We start from the raw sequence: 21,398 nt of genomic DNA on the forward strand, positions 1-21,398 counted from the left end.
GTTTAAAAGGGAGTTTGTGTACTTGAGTAAACTATAGGAGAAGTGAGAATGGCGCGCCCTACAGGATTCGAACCTGTGACCTACGGCTTAGAAGGCCGGTGCTCTATCCAGCTGAGCTAAGGGCGCTTGGGGAAGCTGGGTGGATTATACGGTGGGCACTTGCTGAGTCAACGATTTTACGCGTCCAGGCAATCAGTTGCAGAAGAATCGTGCAGTCGTGGCAATGCAACACCTGACAGCACGCGACTCTTCTGACACAATATGCGCCATTCCCCCGATTCAACATAACACAGTGGATTTCCTCTCTGATGGTAGCAAAGATTATTGACGGTAAAACGATTGCGCAGCAGGTGCGCTCTGAGGTTGCTGAAAAAGTTCAGCAGCGCATAGCGGACGGTAAACGCGCACCTGGTCTGGCAGTGGTGTTGGTGGGTGAAAACCCGGCATCGCAGATCTATGTGGCGAGCAAACGTCGCGCCTGCGAAGAAGTTGGATTCGTTTCCCGCTCTTACGACCTGCCCGCTACCACCAGCGAAGCAGAACTGTTAGAACTGATTGACCAGCTCAATAACGATGGCGCAATCGATGGTATCCTGGTGCAGCTGCCGCTGCCTGCTGGTATCGATAACGTCAAAGTACTGGAACGCATCGTGCCGGATAAAGACGTTGATGGCTTCCATCCTTACAACGTAGGTCGTCTGTGTCAGCGTGCGCCACTGCTGCGCCCTTGCACCCCACGCGGCATCATTACGCTGCTGGAGCGTTATAACATCGACACCTTCGGTCTGAATGCGGTAGTGATTGGCGCTTCTAATATCGTAGGCCGTCCGATGAGCATGGAACTGCTGCTGGCAGGCTGCACCACCACCGTGACTCACCGCTTCACCAAAAACCTGCGTCATCACGTTGAACACGCCGACCTGCTGGTGGTTGCCGTGGGCAAACCGGGCTTCATTCCAGGTGACTGGATTAAACCGGGTGCCATCGTGATCGATGTGGGTATTAACCGTCTGGAAAGCGGCAAAGTTGTCGGCGATGTAGAGTATGAGGCCGCTGCGGAGCGTGCTTCCTTTATCACCCCAGTACCGGGCGGCGTAGGTCCAATGACCGTTGCTACCCTGATTCAGAACACGCTACAGGCGTGCGAAGAGTACCACGATGGAGCACAGGCATAATGGCAACTTTCTCTCTGGGCAAACACGCCCACGTTGATCTGTGTGACCTGCTGAAGCTGGAAGGCTGGGTTGAAAGTGGCGCACAGGCCAAAATCGTGATCGACGAAGGTCAGGTCAGCGTTGATGGCGCGGTTGAAACGCGTAAGCGCTGTAAAATCTTCCCAGGCCAGACGGTCTCGTTCGCCGGGCAGAGCATCACTGTCGTCGCGTAAAACCGTCACGTAGAAACAATAAAGGCGCCCATCAGAGCGCCTTTTTTCTTTTCTACCAGTGCGTGCATAAAAAAGGGCGATTGCTCGCCCTCTTGCTTATTTACGTCGCCAGGTGGTGCCCTGCGGCCCATCTTCCAGCACAATGCCTAATACGTTCAGCTTATCGCGTGCCACATCGGCCTGCGCCCAGTCTTTGGCTTTACGTGCATCGTTACGCATCACGATCAGCGCCTCAATTTCGGCCACTTCATCGTCACTGCTCTGCGCACCGCTTTGCAGGAACAGCTCCGGATCTTGTTGCAGGATGCCCAGAACGTTAGCGATTTCACGCAGTTTGGCTGCCAGTGCGTTCGCGGCGGTAGCGTCTTCGCCTTTCAGGCGGTTCACTTCGCGCGCCATATCGAACAGCACGGAGTAAGCTTCTGGCGTGTTGAAGTCATCATCCATTGCGGCACGGAAACGGGCATCAAACTCTTCGCCGCCCTGCGCTGCCACGCTGGTATCGGTGTGGCGCAGAGCGGTATAGAGACGCTCCAGGCCAGCACGCGCCTGATTCAGGTTCTCGGTGCCGTAGTTAAGCTGGCTACGGTAGTGGCCAGACATCAGGAAGTAACGCACGGTTTCCGCATCATAGTGCTGCAACACGTCACGCACGGTGAAGAAGTTACCCAGCGATTTAGACATCTTCTCGCGGTCCACCATCACCATACCGGAGTGCATCCAGTAGTTGACGTAAGGGCCATCGTGCGCACAGGTTGACTGTGCGATTTCGTTTTCATGGTGCGGGAACATCAGATCTGAACCGCCACCGTGAATATCGAAATGCGCGCCGAGCTGCTTGCAGTTCATTGCAGAACACTCAATGTGCCAGCCTGGACGACCATTGCCCCACGGAGAAGGCCAGAATGGCTCATCGGCCTTGGACATCTTCCACAGCACGAAATCCATCGGGTTACGTTTAACTTCTGCCACTTCAACGCGAGCACCCGCTTGCAGCTGCTCCAGGTCCTGGCGTGACAGCTTGCCGTAATCGATATCGCTCAGCACATCGAACATCACATCGCCATTGTCTGCCACATAGGCATGGCCGCGCGCGATCAGACGCTCAACCAGGTCGATGATTTCGCCGATGTGGCGCGTAGCACGAGGCTCCTGATTCGGTGGCAGAATACCCAGCGCGGCAAAATCTTTGTGCATTTCTGCAATCATGCGGTTGGTCAGGGTTTCAATGGTTTCGCCATTTTCCTGCGCACGTTTAATGATTTTATCGTCGATATCGGTGATATTACGCACATAGTTGAGCTTATAGCCCACATAGCGCAGATAGCGAGAAACCACGTCAAATGCCACAAAGGTACGGCCATGGCCGATATGACAGAGGTCGTAAACCGTAATACCACACACATACATACCGATTTCGCCGGCGTGGATCGGTTTAAATTCCTCTTTCTGTCGACTCAGGGTGTTATAAATCTTTAGCATTTAACAGTTCCGTATTGAGACGTGTGCGGATGACACTTTTTCATGTTATCCGGATATTGTGCCGTATTTTTTCACCTGGTGCGATGCAAAGTGCAGCTTCTTATGCAGCCAGGCTGACTCATCATGTCAATTTGTGTTATAAAAACCGTCGACTATAAGCCCGCGCCCCGCACCGGGACGTGGTGCGTACACTGACTACCCTTTACAGGATGAGAATAATGGTTACCTTCCAGACCAATCATGGCGACATCGTCATCAAAACTTTCGACGACAAAGCACCAGCAACCGTGAAAAACTTCCTGGATTACTGCCGTGAAGGTTTCTACGACAACACCATTTTCCACCGTGTGATCAACGGCTTTATGATTCAGGGCGGCGGCTTCGAGCCAGGCATGGATCAGAAAGAAACCAAAGGCGAGATCAAGAACGAAGCGAACAACGGCCTGAAAAACACCAAAGGCACGCTGGCAATGGCGCGTACCCAGGCTCCTCACTCCGCTACCGCTCAGTTCTTCATCAACGTAGCCGACAACGACTTCCTGAACTACCGTTCTGCTGATCTGCAGGGTTGGGGCTACTGCGTGTTCGCAGAAGTGGTTGAAGGTATGGACGTTGTAGACAAAATCAAAGCGGTAAAAACCGGCCGCAGCGGCATGCACCAGGACGTGCCAGTTGATGACGTAGTGATCCAGAAAGTCACCGTTAGCGAGTAATGTCTCGCACCCTGTTTATCGCAGATCTGCATCTGTGTCAGGAAGAACCGGCGATTACCGCCGGTTTTCTGCATTTTTTGCAGCGAGAAGCGCCACACTGCGATGCGCTCTACATTCTCGGCGATCTGTTCGAAGCCTGGATCGGTGATGACGATCCCAATCCATTGCATCAACAAATCGCTCAGGCACTGCGTGCACTGCCCATCCCGACCTTCTTTATTCATGGCAATCGTGATTTCCTGCTTGGGCAGCGTTTTGCGCGCGCCAGCGGCATGACCCTGTTGCCAGAAGAGCAGGTGCTGGAGTGCTATGGTCACCGGGTACTGATTATGCACGGCGACACCTTGTGCACGGATGATACGGGCTACCAGAATTTTCGCGCCAAGGTGCATAAACGCTGGCTACAACGGCTGTTTCTCGCGCTGCCTTTACGCTTACGTCAGCGTATTGCCGGTAAAATGCGTGCAGGTAGCAAGCAGGCTAATCAGCACAAATCCATCAGTATTATGGATGTGAATTTGCAGGCGGTGGAGAGCACCATGCTACGCCAGCAGGTGAAAACGCTGATCCACGGCCATACGCATCGACCAGCGATTCATCAGTTTGCCTTGCAGACCCAACCCGCACAGCGTGCCGTACTGGGTGCGTGGCACGAAGAAGGGTCGATGATCCAACTCGATGCCAACGGTATTCAACTGATCCGCTTTCCGTTCTGAAAACCGGCCCTTGTGCCGGTTTTCCTCTGACGCAACCGTTTTCCTTCCGCACTTCTCATGCTATTCTCTGTGCCCTTCTTCACCTGCCCGACCGGCCAGGTACGTATGAATATTCACAGGAGTTGACCGCATGTCATCCAATGCTGCCGCCACCACGGCCCGTATCGCTATTGTCATGGGTTCCAAAAGTGACTGGGCCACGATGCAGTTCGCTGCGGAAATCCTCACCACGCTGGACGTCCCCTTCAATGTTGAAGTGGTTTCTGCTCACCGTACGCCAGATAAGCTGTTCAGCTTTGCTGAAACCGCCGCCGATAATGGCTACCAGGTGATCATTGCGGGTGCCGGTGGTGCCGCTCATCTGCCAGGTATGCTGGCAGCCAAAACGCTGGTGCCGGTACTGGGTGTTCCGGTACAGAGCGCAGCCTTGAGCGGCGTTGACAGCCTCTACTCCATTGTACAGATGCCACGCGGGATCCCAGTGGGTACGCTGGCGATCGGCAAAGCCGGTGCTGCCAATGCTGGCCTGCTGGCTGCACAGATCCTGGCGATTCACGACGCAGCGCTGAATACGCGCCTGGCGAACTGGCGTCAGGCCCAGACCGATGATGTGCTGAATAACCCGGACCCACGGGAGGAAGCATGAAGCCGGTTTGCGTACTGGGCAACGGCCAGCTAGGACGCATGCTGCGTCAGGCCGCTGAGCCACTGGGTATTCAGGTGTATCCGGTTGGAATTGATGCGGAGCCCGAGTCACTGCCGATTGCACAGAGTGTGATCACCGCCGAAGTCGAACGCTGGCCTGAAACCGCCCTCACGCGCGAGTTGGCTAACCATCCAGCCTTTGTGAACCGCGACATCTTCCCGCGTCTGGCTGACCGTTTGACGCAGAAACAGCTGCTCGACCAGCTCAATCTGGCGACAGCGCCGTGGCAGTTACTGGCAGATAAAGCAGAATGGCCGCAGGTGTTCAGCACCCTTGGTGAACTGGCGATCGTTAAACGTCGCACCGGTGGCTACGATGGTCGCGGCCAGTGGCGTCTGCGTGCCAACGAAACGGACACGCTGCCAGACGAATGCTATGGCGAGTGTATTGTTGAGCAAGGCATTAACTTCCTTGGTGAAGTTTCGCTGGTCGGTGCGCGTGGACATGACGGCAGCACGGTGTTCTATCCGTTAACCCATAACCTCCATCAGGAAGGCATTCTGCGCACCAGCGTAGCCTTCGCGCAAGCCGATGCCGCGCAGCAGGCGCAGGCTGAAAGCATGCTCAGCGCGATTATGCATGAACTGAACTATGTTGGTGTAATGGCGATGGAGTGCTTTATTACGCCTGAAGGTCTTCTGATCAATGAGTTAGCGCCTCGCGTGCACAACAGTGGTCACTGGACGCAAAATGGTGCTTCTGTGAGCCAGTTTGAGCTGCATTTGCGTGCGGTTCTTGGCCTGGCGCTGCCGCAGCCCGTGGTCGCAGCCACTTCAGTGATGGTTAACCTGATTGGCACCGACGTCAATTATGACTGGCTGGCGCAGCCCCTGGTACATCTGCATTGGTATGAGAAAGAAGTACGTCCTGGCCGTAAAGTCGGACATCTCAACCTCAGCGACAGCGATCACCCGCGTTTAGCCGCTGCACTGAATGCTCTGGTGCCACAACTGCCGCAGGAGTATGCCAGCGGCATCGCCTGGGCAGTAGAAAAGCTGTAATCAGCAAAGCCGGTCACTGACCGGCTTTTTTTATGCCGATTCGAAACGGCGGAACAGCGCTTTGCCATTGAGCAGACGTACGCCCAGCCAGCCACCGCACAATGAGAGCAACAGCGCACCACACAGCGGTAGCGCCAGCCACAACGTCCAGTCTGGCTGCCAGGGGAAATCAAACACCTTACGCTGCAACGCCCACAGCGCCGCTTCTGCGCCCAGTGCCGCCGCAATCCCCGCTACCACACCCAACAGTGCGAACTCACACCACAGCGTGGTACGCAGCAGGCGCTTGCCAGCACCAAGGGTACGATAGACCACAAGTTCCTGACGCCGCTGGCGCATGCCAACCTGAATCTGAGCCAACAGCAGCAGCACACCACACAACGTCACCAGTATGACCATCACTTCCAGTGCGCGGCTCACCTGGCTGAGCACCTGGCCGATCTGGCCGAGAATACTGCCAATATCCAGCAGGCTCAGCGTCGGGAACTGGCGATTCAACTGTGCCAACAGTTCCGGATTGTTCTCCAACCGGAAACTGGTCAACCAGGTTTGCGGCTGCGCATCCAGTGCGCCCGGCGGGAAAATAAAGAAGAAGTTAGGTCGTAAGCTCTCCCAGTCCACTTTCCGCAGGCTACTGATACGCGCACTGAACTGTTGAGTATCGCCGGTAAAGGTCAAGGTATCGCCCAGTTTCACACCGAGGCGATCGGCTAAATCGGCTTCCATGGAGACTTCACCTGCTTTTGGCGGCCAGCTTCCTGCCACGATCGGATTATGTTCTGGCCTCTCGGCTAACGCAGTCAAATTCAATTCACGGTTCAGTGACGGATCTTTTTTCGGATCGGCATCTTCGCCATTAAGTTGAGTCAAACGCACGCGTACAACAGGATAGAACGTGTCTGGTTGGATCTGATGCTGTTGCAGGAAATCCCGCACCTGCGGCACCTGATCCTGGGTAATGTTTAACAGGAAATAGTTGGGACTGTCTGGCGGAAGTTGCTGCTGCCAGCGATCCAGCAGATCGCCCCGCATCACCAGCAATAGCGCCAACAGCATAAAGGAGAATGAAAATGCCGCCAGTTGGCTCAGGGTTTGTGCCGGTTGCCGTAACAGACGATTAATGGCTAATCGCAATGCCAGACTGCGCACCACCAGGCGGCGTAACAGCAGCAAAGTCCCCCACCCTAGCAGAGATAACAGCCCGGCCAGTAGCACAACGCCCGCCAGCAGCGACCAGAGTAACTTACTGTTGCCCACCAGCAGCGCCAGTAAACCGATCACCACCAGCACCATCAGGGGGAGATAAAATTTCAGCGGCCACAGATTGGCAACGGCATCACGCCGTAATACGCGCAGTGGCTGAGTCGCCAGTAACAGACGATAGGGGCGAATACCCACCAGCAACGAGATAGTAAACAGAGAACCACAGGCCCACAGCCACGGCCAGCCACTAGCCGCAGGTAAAGCCGCCGGTAAGACCGGTTTGAGCATCACCAGCAGTGCCGCTTCTACGCCCTGACCTATCACGCTGCCGCATATTGCGGCCAATACCAGTACCGCCAGCCACTGGCCGATAATCAGTTTTTGTAGCGACTGGCGAGAAGCCCCCAGGGTTTTCAGGATCGCGATCAGGTCATAGCGGCTGCTGCAATAGTGATTCATGGCGACCGTGACTGCCGCAATTGCCAACATCAGCGTCAGTAAGGCGGAAAGCAGCAGAAATTGCTGTGCTCGCTGCATGGAACGGCCCAGCGCATCTTCCGAGTTTTCAACGCTGATCCAGCGCTGGTCCGGTTTTAGCTGCGGTTTGATCCAGCTGTCATAAGCGGCAAGCTGATCGGGATTGCCCGAAAATTTATAGTGCCAGGTGTAGCGGCTACCGGGTTGAATCGCGCCGGTTTTATCGACATCCGCCAGATTAATCATCAGGCGTGGTGCCATCTGGAACGGATTAAACCCGCCATCCGGTTCCTGAATCAACTCACCGGCAATAGTCAGCGTGGTATCTCCCACATCCAGCTTATCGCCCACTTTCAGGTTTAGCAGCGCCATCAGGCGAGGTGCAGCCAGAGCGGTACCGGGCGCGGGCTTGAGACCCGGAGGATTGGTTAGCAAGGTGCCGAACATGGGGTAGTGATTGTCTACCGCTTTTACCGAAGCCAACTGCGGTTTATCTACTGCAAAGGTCATGGTCATAAAGATCAGCTGACGGCTGACTGAGAGCCCATCCTGCTGGGCTTGATCAAGCCACGACTGGGGAATCAAGGCGCTGCTGTGCAGCGTACGATCGCCGGCCATAAAATCACGGCTTTGCTGGGTCAGGCCTTTTTCCATGCGATCGCTGATTGACCCCAGCGCTAATACGCAAGCCACAGCCAGCGTCAGCGCCAGCCAGACAATCAACAGCGAGGGCGAACGCCACTCGCGCCAGAACCAGCGCCAGATCATTGCACCTCCTGCAATTTGCCATCAACCAGCCTCAACTGGCGATCGCAACGGGCAGCCAACTGCTCATCATGGGTGACCAGAATCAGCGTGGTGGAAAAATCACGATTGAGTGAAAACAGCAGGTCAACAATGCGTTCCCCGGTTTTACGATCCAGGTTGCCGGTTGGCTCATCCGCAAACAGCAGGCCGGGTCGGCCACTAAAAGCGCGCGCCAGCGCCACTCGTTGCTGTTCCCCACCCGAGAGCTGAGCCGGGAGGTGATTGAGTCGTTTACCCAGCCCAAGTTGCTCCAGCAACGCGCGTGCCTGTTCGCGGCTTTGACGGTCGTTCTCACCGCGTAGCAGCGCAGGTAACTGAACATTCTCCAGCGCACTGAGCGTAGGCACCAACATGAAAGACTGGAAGACAAATCCCACCTGTTGCGCCCGGAGCGCTGCCCGCTGCTCCTCGTTCATCTGGTGCAGAGGCTGGCCGAACAGGTGAACTTCCCCCTCAGTACCATCATCCAGACCGGCCAAAATCCCTAATAACGTGGACTTCCCAGAACCCGACTCCCCAATCAGGGCGATGGTTTCCGCCGGTTTGACAACCAGCTCAACTCCGGTGAGGATGGTTAGCTGATGCTCTCCCTGACCGACGGACTTAGTAAGATGATGAACCGCAACAATGTTTTCCGCTGGCATTATCCCTTCCTGTTTTTACTGTTGCTGGTATCACGCTTTGCCAGCGCCGATACCCTGTTAATTCTGGGCGATAGCCTGAGTGCCGGATACCGCATGGCGGGCAGTGCCGCATGGCCGAATCTGCTGGCGCAGCAGTGGCAGCCGCAAACCAAAGTGATCAATGCCAGTATCAGCGGTGACACCGCCGAACAAGGTCTGGCTCGCCTGCCTGCCCTATTAAAGCAGCATCAGCCGCAGTGGGTGTTAATCGAACTGGGCGGTAACGATGGCCTGCGTGGTTTTCCTCCCGCCAATGTCAGCCAGGTACTGGGCAAAGTGATCGACGAAGTGAAAGCGGCAAACGCACAACCGTTACTGATGCAAATCCGTTTACCGGCTAACTATGGCCGCCGTTATACTGAATCCTTTAGCGCGATTTATCCGGCGCTGGCGCAGCAGTATCACGTGCCCTTAGTACCTTTTTTCATGGAGCAGGTCTACCTTAAACCTGAGTGGATGCAACAAGATGGTATCCACCCCAATCCCGATGCGCAGCCGTTTATCGCCGATCTGATGGCGAAAACGCTGGCTCCCCTGGTAAAACGTGCCACTCAGGGTTAAGGGGTAAAGAAATGTAAAGCAGCAGTGATGATTTTTGCTGTTTTACATTTCCGCTGTCACGTCTTTATCCCTTTTCTTTCCGTTTGCCACCTGGCCTGAGATGCATTATGCAAAAAACCATTTTGATAACGGGCTGCTCTAGCGGCATTGGCCTTGCAGCGGCGAAAGACCTGCACTCACACGGTTATCATGTGATTGCTGCCTGTCGTCAGCCCGCTGACGTCGCTCAGATGAACAGCCTCGGCCTGACAGGGCTACAGCTCGATCTTGATGATGCAGCCAGTGTTGATCGCGCAGCCGATGAGGTCTTAGCCCTGACTCAACATCGCCTTGATGCCTTGTTCAATAACGCCGGTTTCGCGATTTATGGCCCACTGCATACGCTTACGCGCCAGCAGTTGGAACAGCAATTTTCCACCAACTTGTTTGCCGTGCACCAACTTACCCTGCGTTTGTTACCGGCACTGAAAGCCAGCGGCGATGGCAGAATTATCAACACCAGCTCCGTGCTTGGGCTGATCTCCATGCCGGGGCGTGGAGCCTATGCCGCCAGTAAGTTCGCACTGGAAGCCTGGAGTGATGCGCTGCGGATGGAGTTACATACCCAAGGCATACGCGTCAGTCTGATCGAACCCGGCCCGATCAGCAGCCGTTTTACTGAAAACGTCAGGCAAGGTGACAGCGCCAATCCCGTGCTGAATCCCGCAAGCGCAGATCGATTCACCCTGCCACCGGAAGCCATCCTACCTAAACTTCATCATGCGCTGGAGAGTAAAAATCCACGTTTGCGTTATGCGGTGACGCTGGTCGCACAGATAATGACGGTTCTCAAACGCTTGCTGCCGGGTTGGATACTGGATCGCATTTTGCGCGGACGCGCCTGACAACCTGCAAATGGTGCTTGAAGTTGGGGCCACCAGCCCCATATCCTCTTAAGACTTTTTATTAAGGGATTCACTATGTCACCTCAAGCGCCCATCATCGTCGTTACCGAAGCCAACCTGCACCAAACCATCGAACAGTCGATGCAGGTGCCGGTGCTGTTCTATTTCTGGTCCGAACGCAGTCAACACTGCCTGGAGCTGACTCCGGTTCTGGAGCGCCTGGCGCAGGAGTACGCCGGGCAGTTCATTCTGGCCGAGGTGGACTGCGATAAAGAACCTATGGTGGCCTCGCAGTTTGGCCTGCGCGCTATTCCTACCGTATATCTGCTGCAAGATGGGCAGCCGGTTGATGGCTTCCAGGGACCGCAGCCAGAGGAAGCGATTCGCGCCCTGCTGCAAAAAGTCCTGCCGCGTGAAGAAGAACTGAAAGCACAGCAAGCAATGGCGCTGCTGGATGAGGGCAAGCCGCTGGACGCCCTGCCATTACTGAAAGATGCCTGGCAGCTGAGTCAACAAGCCACTGAAATTGGTTTCCTGCTGGCAGAAGTGCTCATCACCCTCAATCGCAGTGATGAAGCCGAAGCGGTACTGGATGTCGTGCCATTACAGGATAAAGATACCCGCTATCAGAGCCTGCGTTCGCAAATTGATCTGCTCAAGCAGGCCGCAGATACGCCGGAAATCCAGCAGTTGCAGACCCAGCTACAAAGCGAACCGGAAAATGCAGAACTGGCTGCTAAACTTGCTTTACAGCTTCATCAGGTTGGCCGTAACGAAGAGGCACTGGAATTATTATTCAGTTTCATCAAGACCGACCTTAATGCAGCAGATGGTCAGGCGCGTAAAATGTTGCAGGAAATTTTAGCCGCGCTCGGTACAGGTGATGCGCTGGCGTCACGTTATCGTCGCCAGCTCTACTCCCTGCTCTACTGAGTGCTCGATCCTCGGGCCGAACAGACTCGGCCCGCTATTCCGACAGTCAGGAGGTTGTATGCTTACGGTAATTCCCGTCCTTATCGTGGTCGCGTTGGTGATCATCTGGTCAGGCGTTAAAATCGTTCCCCAGGGGTTTCAGTGGACAGTAGAAAGATTTGGCCGCTATACCCGCACCTTAGAACCCGGTTTAAGCCTCGTAGTGCCTTTCATGGACCGTATTGGCCGTAAGATCAATATGATGGAGCAGGTGCTCGACGTCCCTTCCCAAGAAGTGATTTCCAAAGACAATGCTAACGTCACCATCGATGCCGTCTGTTTTATTCAGGTGATTGATTCTGCACGTGCCGCGTATGAAGTCAGCAACCTTGAACTTTCTATTCTCAACCTGACCATGACCAATATTCGTACCGTGTTAGGCGGCATGGAGTTGGATGAGATGCTGTCGCAGCGCGATAACATCAATACGCGTTTGCTGCACATCGTCGATGAAGCGACCAATCCGTGGGGCGTTAAAATTACCCGCATTGAGATTCGTGACGTACGTCCGCCGCAGGAACTGATCGCGGCAATGAATGCGCAGATGAAAGCTGAGCGAACTAAGCGCGCGGACATCCTCACCGCCGAGGGCGTACGCCAGGCAGCAATTCTTCGCGCTGAAGGTGAAAAACAGTCGCAGATCCTGAAAGCGGAAGGTGAAAGAACTTCTGCATTCCTCGAGTCCGAAGCGCGTGAGCGTCAGGCTGAGGCCGAAGCTCGTGCAACCCAAATGGTTTCAGACGCCATCGCCGCCGGTAATATCCAGGCGGTGAATTATTTCGTCGCCCAACGCTACACCGAAGCACTGCAAAAAATTGGCGAATCCAGTAACAGCAAAGTGGTGATGCTGCCCCTTGAGGCCAGCAGCCTGCTCGGGTCGATTGCGGGCATTAGCGAACTCTTGGGTGAATCTCGCCGCGAGAATAAATCCTGATGCTGCTCGATCTCATCGCTCATCCACACTGGTTTTGGCTGACGTTAGGCGGCCTGCTACTGGCCGCCGAAATGCTTGGCACCAGTGGTTATCTGTTATGGAGTGGTGTTGCCGCCGTTCTGGTGGGTTTAGTGGAGTGGGTGTTTCCCCTCAGCTGGGCGGTACAGGGCAGCTTATTTGCGGTGTTAATGCTACTCAGCCTGTATCTGTGGTATCGCTGGATGCAACGTGATCAGAAGAGTCAGCCTGTGGTTTCCTCTCTGAACCAACGCGGCCATCAGCTGATTGGCTTTCGTTTGACGCTGGAGACGGCGCTGGTGAATGGGATTGGCCATGTACGCATCGGCGACAGCAGTTGGCGCGTTCAGGCCACTACTTCCCTACCCGCCGGAACAGAGGTCATGGTAACCGGGATTGATGGCATCACGCTGCGCATCATTCCGGTAACGCCAGCTCAATAAAAACGCAAATGCCGGATGGTAAATAAAACATCCGGTCTTTTATCCCGAAAAAATTTTTATTGGCGTTGGGTTCCGATGCAAGGGATTACATTACTGTGAATATTTCGCACGGGTGCATCATTCTGATCGCTGACTGTAACGAGGCATTGGCACTGAACATTTACATTTACATTTACATTTACCAGCATAAACAGGTAGCTAAAGATGCACCTTTTAATTGACACACAGAATTTAAATACCGAATTAAACCGGGATGGTTTAATTACCTCCCGGGTTTTATTATTTAATATTCTCGTCTTTTATAATTATCTACAGCTTGAGATCTGACGAATTCACTAGAATCGTTTTCAGATATATCTTTTAGAATATCCATAGGCAATCCCTTATTGAAGGTTAATCTTGCTCTAACGCCCTCATCTGAATCTTTTGAAAATAAAAGGTATAACTCTATATCAAGTGGATATTTAGAGCAAATTGCATCCCGCACTATAGGATCATCATCTTTAGAAAGGTGATGTATTATCTCTTTAGGTATATTTCTGTTTCTTGCTACCCAGACTCTCATATGGGGATATTTTTCTATGAGGTCCCACCATACCGAAACAGGAGCATCATCTTTTCCAGCCCTATTATATTTAGCAGGAGTATCACTATCCCTTAACTCTATAAATTCTTCTGCTGAATTAATCATAAACAATCCTATTTCTTAACCGATATATTTTTGCAACCCTTCTTGGGAATGCTTTTTCCTGTGTCGCCTTTATGTTTATCAGGCATAAACTGGCCATCTTTATCAGCATCTGCGATCCATTCCAAGGATGTAGAGTTTTCTCTGTATACTTTATATGCTGAACCTCCATGGCCGGTAGTATCCTTGGACCACCACAATCCTGTTTTTCCATCTTTATAATATTTCTCTTTAAATGGGCCACCTTGTAATATAGCTGTCGTTTTCTCTCCATCTATTTGCCAGCCCGTAAGGCCTAATGGATCAATCCACCCGTTCGGGTTCGGCGCATAGTGATAAAGATTCGTTCCACCCGCTACCCCAATCGGATCCGGGGTCGTAAAGCGGCCGACCTGCGCGGAACAGGTTGTAGTGTAGCCCGGTATCCTCATCTTCGTACTGTCCGGCGTAGCGCAGCGGGATATGCACCTGATTTTTCAGCATCGGCATGCTGTTGATAACCGGGTTGGTGACCTCGCCGAACGGGGCGTAGTCGCCGGACCACCGTACCTTTGGTACGAGTGTCACGATGCTCCTGCAGCAGATCCAGCTCCTGCTATACGAAGCAAGTAATAACGGGCTCTCCTCGAACCTTGTTACTCTTTTTTAAAATGTCGCATCACTAAAAATCATAAATTGCGAAAATCATTGATTATGATTATTTTAAACGCAAATTTATTAATCTTAAAATCATCGGCTCCCATGCATTATGCCATTTTGTTTCCATTTCAATCTTATAATTACTTATAGTGTATAAGTCATCTTTTGCATTGTGAGATGAGAAGCATTGGTTTGTACATATGCTGAGCCATTTTAGAAACTCAATTATTTCTCTGCCATCAATATTTTTTGAAAGGTAATCCCTCGTATTTTCTATTAGATTAATCAGTAATGACTCATCGAAAACTCTGTCCTCGAAAAAAAGGTAGCAGAAAGTTCCCTCAATGAGGTCATCTTTATTATTAAGGATTTCAATTTTTAATTTTTTATCCATATTAACATCCTGGCCATTTTGTTTTTGCGGATTTTAATGACTTCCTTTCATTGTAAGAATCATCTAAATTAAATACACCTTTAGATTTATCTAACGATGAAAAGGTTTCATAATGATCTTTATGAAGATTATAAAGATAGAAGTAATCACCTTTCTTGAAATTTACACCCCCGACTTTAACTTTACTAGTAACTTTGTAAATTTCAGCTCCCTGAAATTTTTTCCCAGTCGTTGTCGCGGCATCACCCATTATTTCTAGGAAACTCAGTCCAAGAGGATCCACCCATCCCGTCGGGTTCGGCGCATACTGGTAAAGATTAAACCCACCCGCTACCCCAATCGTATCATCGGAGCGATTCCGGTGCGGCCATACTTTTCAGGCGACTTAACCTTCTGATGTAACTTGACTTTCTGACGTTGTCAACAACGCTCAGTACTGGCCTTATTTCAACGCGCTTTTTGTCCGGTTTTTAACACTCAGTTGCTGCTTTCTACCTCCTGCTTTTCCGGCACCCGACGCGTTATCGTGCCGGCTTTACGTTTATCTTTCAGTCGGTAGCTTTCGCCTTTTATATTCACCGTCGTTGAGTGATGAAGTAGCCTGTCCAGGATCGCTGTTGCCAGTACATGATCACCGAACACTTCACCCCAGTCGCTGAAGCTCTTGTTTGACGTCAGGATTATACTTGCCTTTTCATAACGGCGGTTCATCAACCGGAAGAACAGGTTGGCTTCATCCCGGCTCATCGGCAGATAACCGATCTCATCCAGGATAAGCACCCTGATATAACTCAGTTGCTGCAACTGGCGTTCCAGTCGGTTTTCGAGTCGCGCCTTCACCAGCGCTGCCATCAGGCGATCCAGTGGCATGAACAGTAACCGGTGACCCGCTTCTGCGGCCTTTACACCCAACGCGACTGCGAGGTGTGTTTTACCCACGCCGGGAGGGCCCAGCAGAACGACATTCTCATTTCTCTCCACGAAGCTCAGTCCGGCGAGCTCGCGGATTATTCGCTGATCTATACCCGGCTGGAAGCTGAAGTCGAACTGCTCCAGCGTTTTCACCCAGGGCAGACGGGCCTGTTTCAGCCGTGCGGCCGTGCCTTTATATCTCCGGTTGTTCCATTCATGCCCGAGTACTCTCATCAGGATTTCCCGGGCGTTAAGGTCTTCTTTGACAGCCTGTTCCAGCAGATTTTCCACCGCATCAGGCAGGGTGTCCATTTTTAGGCGAAGCAGGAGCTCATCAAGATCATTCATTTCAGCAACTCCTCATAGTCGGTCAGCGGACGGGCGGCGACGCTGCAGCTACGCTGCCAGAGCGGTTTGTGATGTTCCGGCACCGTCTGCCACTCATGGGTGTCCGTTTTGAGTTGATGACTGGCGACCAGGTTTTCATCTGCATAGACACGCAGTTCATTGTCCAGCGTGACGCGAATGCTGACAGGATGGCCACACAGCGTTTCCGGTACGCTGTAGCGGTTACCCCTGACTTCGATATAGCCATCCCACGCGACCTGCCTCAGATCGCGATAACTCGTATCGAAGGCCTGTGAGGGGAGGCTCTGAAGTGCTGAACGCTCTTCATTGAAGCGTTCTGCGGGAGTGGTGGCAAAGTAGCGTAGCGGGCGCTCATCTGCGACATTTACCAGCCACTGTTCCAGTTGCTGATTAACATGTGCCAGACTGTCGAAGCGGCGGTAACGGACAAAAAAATTCTCCTTGAGATACTTCACCATTCGCTCCACCTTGCCTTTGGTACGCGGTCTGTGGGGCCGACAGGCGCGGGGAATGAAGCCATAGTGCTTCGCTAACATCAGGAAGCCACCGTTGAACACGACCTCACCGCTGTTGCTGTGCCTGAGTACAGCGGCTTTTTGATTGTCGACCAGGACGGTGCGCACGCTACCTCCGAACCCGTTAAAAGCCCTGACCAGAGACTCATAAGTATGCTCCGCATCCTGGCTTTGTGTTGCCCACACGTGAAAACGGCGGGAATAACCCAGCGTATTCACGGCAAAACTGATTTTGCAGGGCTGTCCGGCAATAACAGCATCGACTTCTCCCCAGTCATGCTGGAGCTGCTCTCCGGGCTGAGTCTCATAGCGGATGGTCTGTTTAGAAGGACGCAGGCTCCGTTTAGGCTGAATGTATTTTCGAAGCAGGGTTCTGCATCCGGTATACCCCTGCTGTGCAATTTCCTGATAAATCACTTCAGCGTTCCAGACGTGCTCACGCAACCGCTGATCGATCCAGTTCATATAAGGCTGCAGCTTTTTCATTTTCTCGCGTGGGGGGCGAGAAACGCTGTTCTGCGTTGAAAGGTGTCTCCGGACTGTGCGTTCAGAACAGCCGACATGGTGTGCAATGTCGATAATGTGTGCGCCATGAATACGCATCTGCTTTATCATGAGTAAGTCCCCTCTGCTTAACATGTGGCAACTCCGACAGGCCCAGGAACCTTAAGAGAAGCGCATGTTGGGTGGAGTGGACAAAAATTGTGTTGTTTTCAGGCCTTATATCACTGTTGCTAACAACGTCAGTTCTGCCGGTTACGACTCGGTTTTTTTTCGATGCCCCGACGCGCACTTTTGGCTCGCACGCTACCACCTCGCTGTGACTGGCCCTGTCTGCACCGCATTATACTAACAACCTCCGTTTTACCGGCAACCCGGATATGTCGTGCAGCTTGCTGTGCGATGTAACCGGGTTCTGCGGGCGCGTTGAGACCGGGCGCGGCGTGATCGTGAAAATTTCAGGTGGGTGTATTGTGCTGATGGCAGGCAATAACGAGATTCAGGAGCTACGCGAGCAAATTTATCAGGTTAAACAGGTGATTAAAGTGGGAAGGATTAAAATATTCCCGGCTTTTTCACATAGATATTGATGTAGTTATATCAATAAAAAAATCTCCATTTAGTTCATAATAATCAAGGCTTATACTTTTCTTGAAATCAGTTGAGATAAATAAAATATCATTGATTATTTTCTTACCAAATGAGAAATTCTCATTCAATAAGCAAAGTGACGATATGATAAATGAGCCGCAATATTTCCAGTCTTCATCTATAAAAACATAATATGATGAATCATCATTTTTTAACTCTTTAAGAAAATCACCTAATTCATGCTGCAACACCTTGATTTTCTCTTCTTTTACCTTGGCTCCGCATGAGGAAGAGAGAACCTCATCAGTTTCCTTTAGCCCCATAAAAACCAAGCTATTTTCATCTACTGTAAATAATGAAACTACCTTATATACATAATCTTCAGCAAGACGCTTTCCATTTGCTTTTCTATACAGTAGTTCTTTTTTATATTGATCTGTGTTCATATCAACCACCACACTTATTTTTATAGTATGCCTTACCTTTCGGATTGGCTATTTTAGGTCTACCATAATCATTCATGCTTGTTTCACCTGTCCGAGGATCAACTTTAACTTTACCAGCTTCCCAATGTGGTTGATCTAAATGGCTAACATCCATCGTTTGTTGTTGTACTGTTGCAGGTATTGTGCCCCCACCTGGCTTAGGCACTTCATATCTGTATTCCCAACCAGAACTATTTCTTGATTGGCTGGTAGGTTGCTGACTTGTGGGTATTCCTGCTTGCCTCATAGCTTCACGACGGGCAGCACGAGAAGAACCAAATGGATTATTCTCACTGCCTATTGGTTCCCCACTCAAACCAAACGGATCCACCCACCCGTTCGGATTAGGTGCGTACTGGTACAGGTTCAGCCCGCCTGCGATCCCTATCGGATCCGGGGTCGTAAAGCGGCCGACCTGCGGATCGTAATAGCGGAACAGGTTGTAGTGTAGTCCGGTTTCCTCATCTTCGTACTGCCCGGCGTAGCGCAGCGGGATATGCACCTGATTTTTCAGCATCGGCATGCTGTTGATAACCGGGTTGGTGACCTCGCCGAACGGGGCGTAGTCGCCGGACCAGCGCAGCTGGCCCTGCTCGTCGGTGCACTAAATTATGGATATAAAGGGCTGCTAGCATATAGCAATGAATCCTTTTTTTATCTGCTTCAGGATTAAATCATCATATTTTTCCCTGTGCCAGCTTCATTTCTCCTGCCAATTTATATTATTTTCAATTGAAACAATGTAATTAATTTATAACCCTATCTCTTTGTAATATATATGGATATCATATTCATTATCAATTACACTAAGAATTCCAATCGGATTTTCTAAAATAATATTTATATCATATGTGCCGTCAATATCAATTATACTGGATAGGAAAGCATTAAAATCATAACCAGATGCACTTACTTTTAACTCACCTTCAAATATAAAACAGCAAGAGAAATCACTTGTCTTATGTGATAGCATGATTAATTTTTTAATTAATTCATCCTTAATAATAGGATGGGGGATAATTAATGATTTATTAATGTTTTCTATTTTATTAAGGGAGTTAACGCCCTCCATTAAACTGGCTGTCGTATTATCAATATTTAAGTCGAAAGATATCTTATCTATTCCACTTAGGTTTTTATATGTATGTCTCGCTCTTAGTAAGAGCATTTTCTCTTCAAGTTTTTTATTCATAATAAATGTGATGATCGTTAGTTTTAGGGTGGATAATTTTCTGATACCTATGAGTTTTGAAATCATAGGTCCTTGGGTTAGCACCAGTTTTGGGTTTTCCTGCATGAGTGTGTGGAAAAGGTGCTCTAGGATCAGCTGTATGTTCCACGACAACTCTCTGGTGACCACTTGAATTAGTATATTCATAATATCTGCCATGTGACGCCAGATCGTCTGAATACATATAATTAGTTTGTCCTTGTCTGGTTTTGTCATTCCCAACAGTCCATTGCCTGTTCGGTTGTTGGGACCGTGGGATCCCAGCAAGATCCTTTGCTTCATTTAAAGCACTACGTCGATTTGTTGTAACACAGTTTAACCCCCACGGATCTACCCACCCGTTAGGATTCGGTGCGTACTGGTAAAGATTAAACCCACCCGCCACCCCTATCGGGTCCGGGGTCGTAAAGCGGCCGACCTGCGGATCGTAGTAGCGGAACAGGTTGTAGTGTAGCCCGGTTTCCCGGTCTTCGTACTGTCCGGCGTAGCGCAGCGGGATATGCAACTAGTTTTTCAGCATCGGCATGCTGTTGATAACCGGGTTGGTGACCTCGCTTTAGGGGGCGTTTTTCAGGTCATAGTGCTATTAATGGCAATAATTGCATAGACAGAAAACGACCGTTACTCGTACGAAAGTTATTCCCATTTTGCTATAGAAATGTAATGTTCATCTAGCATTAAACATAGCCCAAAGGAGTAATCGCTCTGGTAGATCAGTATGTCACGATAAGCCAGTTTCTCTCTAATTTTAGAGTAAAACTTCAGGAATGTTTCAGTTGGAAGTGTCACTTCATATGCGCTTTTACCAAAAATAAAGAATGAGATATTTGCAAGTGAGTGATTTAAGCTATCGTTTACAATTGACTCGAATGCTTGATAAGTCTCTTCTAGACTTTTATTTTCACTGCGTTTAATTTTGTTTACAACATGCTCATATGCTATTTCGTCAAGCTTCAATAGTTTTTCTTTTGAGCTAATGCTATCGAGAAAAGTAAAATCACCATCTCTCGTTCCAAAAATATCCATGGCGATGATTTTTTGGTCATTTTTTTCTTTCAAGGCTTCAATTTTAGAAAGACTTTTACTCATGAGCAGTTTCTCTTATTTTTAGAGTCAAATCCCTTCATGTCTTCGGGGTGATGTCCAGGGTATTGATTATATTTCCCTTTTTCCATAGGGTTTCTTCTTTCATCATCAGCAGCGTGGAAATGTGGCCCTCGGCCAAATTTATCCTCTTCATGAAGGATTACATATCTTTTTTTACCATCAACATTAAATTCATAAACAGTTCTGTTTTCGAATTCACTATCATATACATATTTGTGAGTTTCAAATTGGCTGCTTTTAGGAATCCCTGCTTGTTGTTTTGCTGATTTAAACGCAACATTTCTTGAAGCCAGGCCCCACGGATCCACCCACCCGTTAGGATTAGGCGCGTACTGGTAAAGATTAAACCCACCCAGCACCCCTATCGGATCCGGGGTCGTAAAGCGGCCAACCTGCGGATCGTAGTAGCGGAACAGGTTGTAGTGTAGTCCGGTTTCCTCATCTTCGTACTGTCCGGCGTAGCGCAGCGGGATATGCACCTGATTTTTCAGCATCGGCATGCTGTTGATTACCGGGTTGGTGACCTCGCCGAACGGGGCATAGTCGCCGGACCAGCGCAGCTGGCCCTGTTCGTCGGTGCACTCCAGCGGAGCGCTGTTCAGGTCGCAGTGAAGATACTGGATCTGCACCGACGGGTAGCCGCCGGTGTGGCCCAGCGCGGCCAGCGGCGTCCACGGGCTGTCCGGGTCGTAGCACCAGGTGCGGCAGCGGTCCCCGTAGCCGGCGTGCGGGGCAAACTGCTCCTGCAGCAGACGCCAGCCCTGCCAGACAAAGCGGGTGGTCTCCGGCGCAGACTGTTCGCGCGTGACGGTTTTGCTGCTGCGCCGCCCCAGCGCGTCGTAGTGGTATTCAGCCTGATAGCGGCCCTGCGGGCCGGTGCCGCGGGCGCGTATCAGGCGGTTGTCGTCATCGTATTCGTAGTGCTGCTCCAGCCAGCCGCAGCGGCGGCTGATAAGGTTGCCCCACGGGTCATAGCGGT

The 21,398-nt window shown here is 51.1% G+C and carries 23 protein-coding genes, 1 tRNA gene and 5 pseudogenes; 12 read left to right on the forward strand and 17 right to left on the reverse strand.

Annotated elements, in window-relative coordinates:
• Positions 1-49: 49 nt before the first annotated feature.
• Positions 50-126 (reverse strand) — tRNA-Arg (locus tag F3J40_RS15930).
• 182 nt (positions 127-308) lie between these two features.
• Here F3J40_RS15930 and folD point away from each other — a divergent pair.
• Positions 309-1,175, forward strand: a complete 867-nt coding sequence (folD, locus tag F3J40_RS15935) for a bifunctional methylenetetrahydrofolate dehydrogenase/methenyltetrahydrofolate cyclohydrolase FolD (protein ID WP_167016134.1) — start codon at positions 309-311, stop codon at positions 1,173-1,175.
• A complete protein-coding gene (gene ybcJ, locus F3J40_RS15940) occupies positions 1,175-1,387 on the forward strand; it encodes a ribosome-associated protein YbcJ (protein WP_017346790.1) in 213 nt (70 codons plus the stop codon). The genes folD and ybcJ overlap by 1 nt, the downstream gene beginning before the upstream one ends.
• Before the next feature lie 96 nt (positions 1,388-1,483).
• On the opposite strand, the gene cysS is transcribed toward ybcJ, so the two are convergent.
• Positions 1,484-2,869, reverse strand: coding sequence for a cysteine--tRNA ligase (cysS, locus tag F3J40_RS15945; protein ID WP_167016136.1), 1,386 nt, complete (start codon positions 2,867-2,869; stop codon positions 1,484-1,486).
• Between the two features lie 218 nt (positions 2,870-3,087).
• Here cysS and ppiB point away from each other — a divergent pair, with 218 nt between their 5' ends.
• The 4 genes from ppiB to purK all read left to right on the forward strand — a co-directional run bounded on the left by ppiB (position 3,088) and on the right by purK (position 6,005).
• The gene (ppiB, locus tag F3J40_RS15950) at positions 3,088-3,582 is read left to right on the forward strand and encodes a peptidylprolyl isomerase B (protein ID WP_017346788.1); all 495 of its coding nucleotides are present in this window, start codon (positions 3,088-3,090) and stop codon (positions 3,580-3,582) included.
• Positions 3,582-4,298, forward strand: coding sequence for a UDP-2,3-diacylglucosamine diphosphatase (locus tag F3J40_RS15955; RefSeq protein WP_017346787.1), 717 nt, complete (start codon positions 3,582-3,584; stop codon positions 4,296-4,298). The genes ppiB and F3J40_RS15955 overlap by 1 nt, the downstream gene beginning before the upstream one ends.
• Positions 4,299-4,428: 130 nt before the next feature.
• Positions 4,429-4,944 carry a 5-(carboxyamino)imidazole ribonucleotide mutase gene (gene purE, locus F3J40_RS15960; protein ID WP_017346786.1) on the forward strand — a complete coding sequence of 172 codons (516 nt, stop codon included), beginning with the start codon at positions 4,429-4,431 and terminating at the stop codon, positions 4,942-4,944.
• Positions 4,941-6,005, forward strand: a complete 1,065-nt coding sequence (gene purK / locus F3J40_RS15965; RefSeq protein ID WP_167016138.1) for a 5-(carboxyamino)imidazole ribonucleotide synthase — start codon at positions 4,941-4,943, stop codon at positions 6,003-6,005. The genes purE and purK overlap by 4 nt, the downstream gene beginning before the upstream one ends.
• A 30-nt stretch (positions 6,006-6,035) precedes the next feature.
• Here the strand turns inward: purK and ybbP are convergent, their stop codons facing one another.
• Together ybbP and ybbA are read right to left on the reverse strand one after the other, a co-directional pair.
• Complete coding sequence (ybbP, locus tag F3J40_RS15970) at positions 6,036-8,453, reverse strand: putative ABC transporter permease subunit YbbP (RefSeq protein ID WP_167016140.1); 2,418 nt, start codon at positions 8,451-8,453, stop codon at positions 6,036-6,038.
• A complete protein-coding gene (ybbA, locus tag F3J40_RS15975; RefSeq protein ID WP_017346783.1) occupies positions 8,450-9,136 on the reverse strand; it encodes a putative ABC transporter ATP-binding protein YbbA in 687 nt (228 codons plus the stop codon). The genes ybbP and ybbA overlap by 4 nt, the downstream gene beginning before the upstream one ends.
• Between ybbA and tesA the strand changes: the two genes are divergently transcribed.
• The 5 genes from tesA to F3J40_RS16000 all read left to right on the forward strand — a co-directional run bounded on the left by tesA (position 9,107) and on the right by F3J40_RS16000 (position 12,987).
• Positions 9,107-9,736, forward strand: a complete 630-nt coding sequence (gene tesA, locus F3J40_RS15980) for a multifunctional acyl-CoA thioesterase I/protease I/lysophospholipase L1 (RefSeq protein ID WP_240155494.1) — start codon at positions 9,107-9,109, stop codon at positions 9,734-9,736. The two genes, ybbA and tesA, sit on opposite strands and share 30 nt — an antisense overlap.
• Before the next feature lie 107 nt (positions 9,737-9,843).
• Entirely contained in the window at positions 9,844-10,620 is a 777-nt protein-coding gene (locus F3J40_RS15985) for an SDR family oxidoreductase (protein WP_167016144.1), read from the forward strand.
• Positions 10,621-10,695: 75 nt separating this feature from the next.
• Entirely contained in the window at positions 10,696-11,553 is an 858-nt protein-coding gene (locus F3J40_RS15990) for a co-chaperone YbbN (RefSeq protein WP_167016146.1), read from the forward strand.
• Between the two features lie 58 nt (positions 11,554-11,611).
• Positions 11,612-12,526 carry an SPFH domain-containing protein gene (locus F3J40_RS15995; protein WP_017346779.1) on the forward strand — a complete coding sequence of 305 codons (915 nt, stop codon included), beginning with the start codon at positions 11,612-11,614 and terminating at the stop codon, positions 12,524-12,526.
• Positions 12,526-12,987, forward strand: coding sequence for an NfeD family protein (locus F3J40_RS16000; protein WP_167016148.1), 462 nt, complete (start codon positions 12,526-12,528; stop codon positions 12,985-12,987). The genes F3J40_RS15995 and F3J40_RS16000 overlap by 1 nt, the downstream gene beginning before the upstream one ends.
• Before the next feature lie 283 nt (positions 12,988-13,270).
• Here the strand turns inward: F3J40_RS16000 and F3J40_RS16005 are convergent, their stop codons facing one another.
• The 7 genes and pseudogenes from F3J40_RS16005 to istA all read right to left on the reverse strand — a co-directional run bounded on the left by F3J40_RS16005 (position 13,271) and on the right by istA (position 17,143).
• A complete protein-coding gene (locus F3J40_RS16005) occupies positions 13,271-13,678 on the reverse strand; it encodes a hypothetical protein (protein ID WP_167016150.1) in 408 nt (135 codons plus the stop codon).
• 8 nt (positions 13,679-13,686) lie between these two features.
• Positions 13,687-14,224: pseudogene (locus tag F3J40_RS24925) on the reverse strand (RHS repeat-associated core domain-containing protein); the annotation flags it as partial.
• 148 nt (positions 14,225-14,372) lie between these two features.
• Positions 14,373-14,708, reverse strand: a complete 336-nt coding sequence (locus F3J40_RS16015; RefSeq protein WP_167016152.1) for a hypothetical protein — start codon at positions 14,706-14,708, stop codon at positions 14,373-14,375.
• A 1-nt stretch (position 14,709) separates the two neighbouring features.
• Positions 14,710-14,991 (reverse strand): hypothetical protein, encoded by a 282-nt coding sequence (locus F3J40_RS24740; RefSeq protein WP_205297382.1) that lies wholly within the window; start codon positions 14,989-14,991, stop codon positions 14,710-14,712.
• Positions 14,967-15,054 (reverse strand): annotated as a pseudogene (locus F3J40_RS25285) (RHS repeat-associated core domain-containing protein); the annotation flags it as partial. The pseudogene F3J40_RS25285 and the gene F3J40_RS24740, both read right to left, overlap by 25 nt.
• A 131-nt stretch (positions 15,055-15,185) precedes the next feature.
• Entirely contained in the window at positions 15,186-15,968 is a 783-nt protein-coding gene (gene istB, locus F3J40_RS16025) for an IS21-like element helper ATPase IstB (RefSeq protein ID WP_167016154.1), read from the reverse strand.
• The gene (gene istA / locus F3J40_RS16030; protein ID WP_167016156.1) at positions 15,965-17,143 is read right to left on the reverse strand and encodes an IS21 family transposase; all 1,179 of its coding nucleotides are present in this window, start codon (positions 17,141-17,143) and stop codon (positions 15,965-15,967) included. Before istA ends, istB begins: the two co-directional genes overlap by 4 nt.
• Before the next feature lie 290 nt (positions 17,144-17,433).
• Between istA and F3J40_RS24930 the strand changes: the two are divergent.
• A pseudogene (locus F3J40_RS24930) lies at positions 17,434-17,595 on the forward strand (SymE family type I addiction module toxin); the annotation flags it as partial.
• On the opposite strand, the gene F3J40_RS16035 reads toward F3J40_RS24930, so the two are convergent.
• The 6 genes and pseudogenes from F3J40_RS16035 to F3J40_RS16060 form a co-directional block, all read right to left on the reverse strand.
• Positions 17,581-18,042 (reverse strand): hypothetical protein, encoded by a 462-nt coding sequence (locus tag F3J40_RS16035; protein ID WP_167016158.1) that lies wholly within the window; start codon positions 18,040-18,042, stop codon positions 17,581-17,583. The pseudogene F3J40_RS24930 and the gene F3J40_RS16035 sit on opposite strands and share 15 nt — an antisense overlap.
• A 1-nt stretch (position 18,043) precedes the next feature.
• A pseudogene (locus F3J40_RS16040) lies at positions 18,044-18,682 on the reverse strand (RHS repeat-associated core domain-containing protein); the annotation flags it as partial.
• Positions 18,683-18,832: 150 nt separating this feature from the next.
• Positions 18,833-19,273: a hypothetical protein gene (locus F3J40_RS16045; protein ID WP_167016160.1), complete on the reverse strand. Its 441-nt coding sequence runs from the start codon at positions 19,271-19,273 to the stop codon at positions 18,833-18,835.
• Positions 19,266-19,808: pseudogene (locus tag F3J40_RS16050) on the reverse strand (RHS repeat-associated core domain-containing protein); the annotation flags it as partial. The pseudogene F3J40_RS16050 and the gene F3J40_RS16045, both read right to left, overlap by 8 nt.
• 140 nt (positions 19,809-19,948) lie before the next feature.
• Complete coding sequence (locus F3J40_RS16055) at positions 19,949-20,401, reverse strand: hypothetical protein (RefSeq protein ID WP_167016164.1); 453 nt, start codon at positions 20,399-20,401, stop codon at positions 19,949-19,951.
• Positions 20,398-21,398 (reverse strand): RHS repeat-associated core domain-containing protein (locus tag F3J40_RS16060; RefSeq protein WP_205297383.1); only part of this gene is annotated, 1,001 nt, incomplete at its 5' end. The genes F3J40_RS16055 and F3J40_RS16060, both read right to left, overlap by 4 nt.

Origin of the sequence: Candidatus Pantoea multigeneris, from assembly GCF_011752615.1 — a bacterium.
In the GTDB taxonomy this organism is placed as follows: domain Bacteria; phylum Pseudomonadota; class Gammaproteobacteria; order Enterobacterales; family Enterobacteriaceae; genus Pantoea; species Pantoea multigeneris.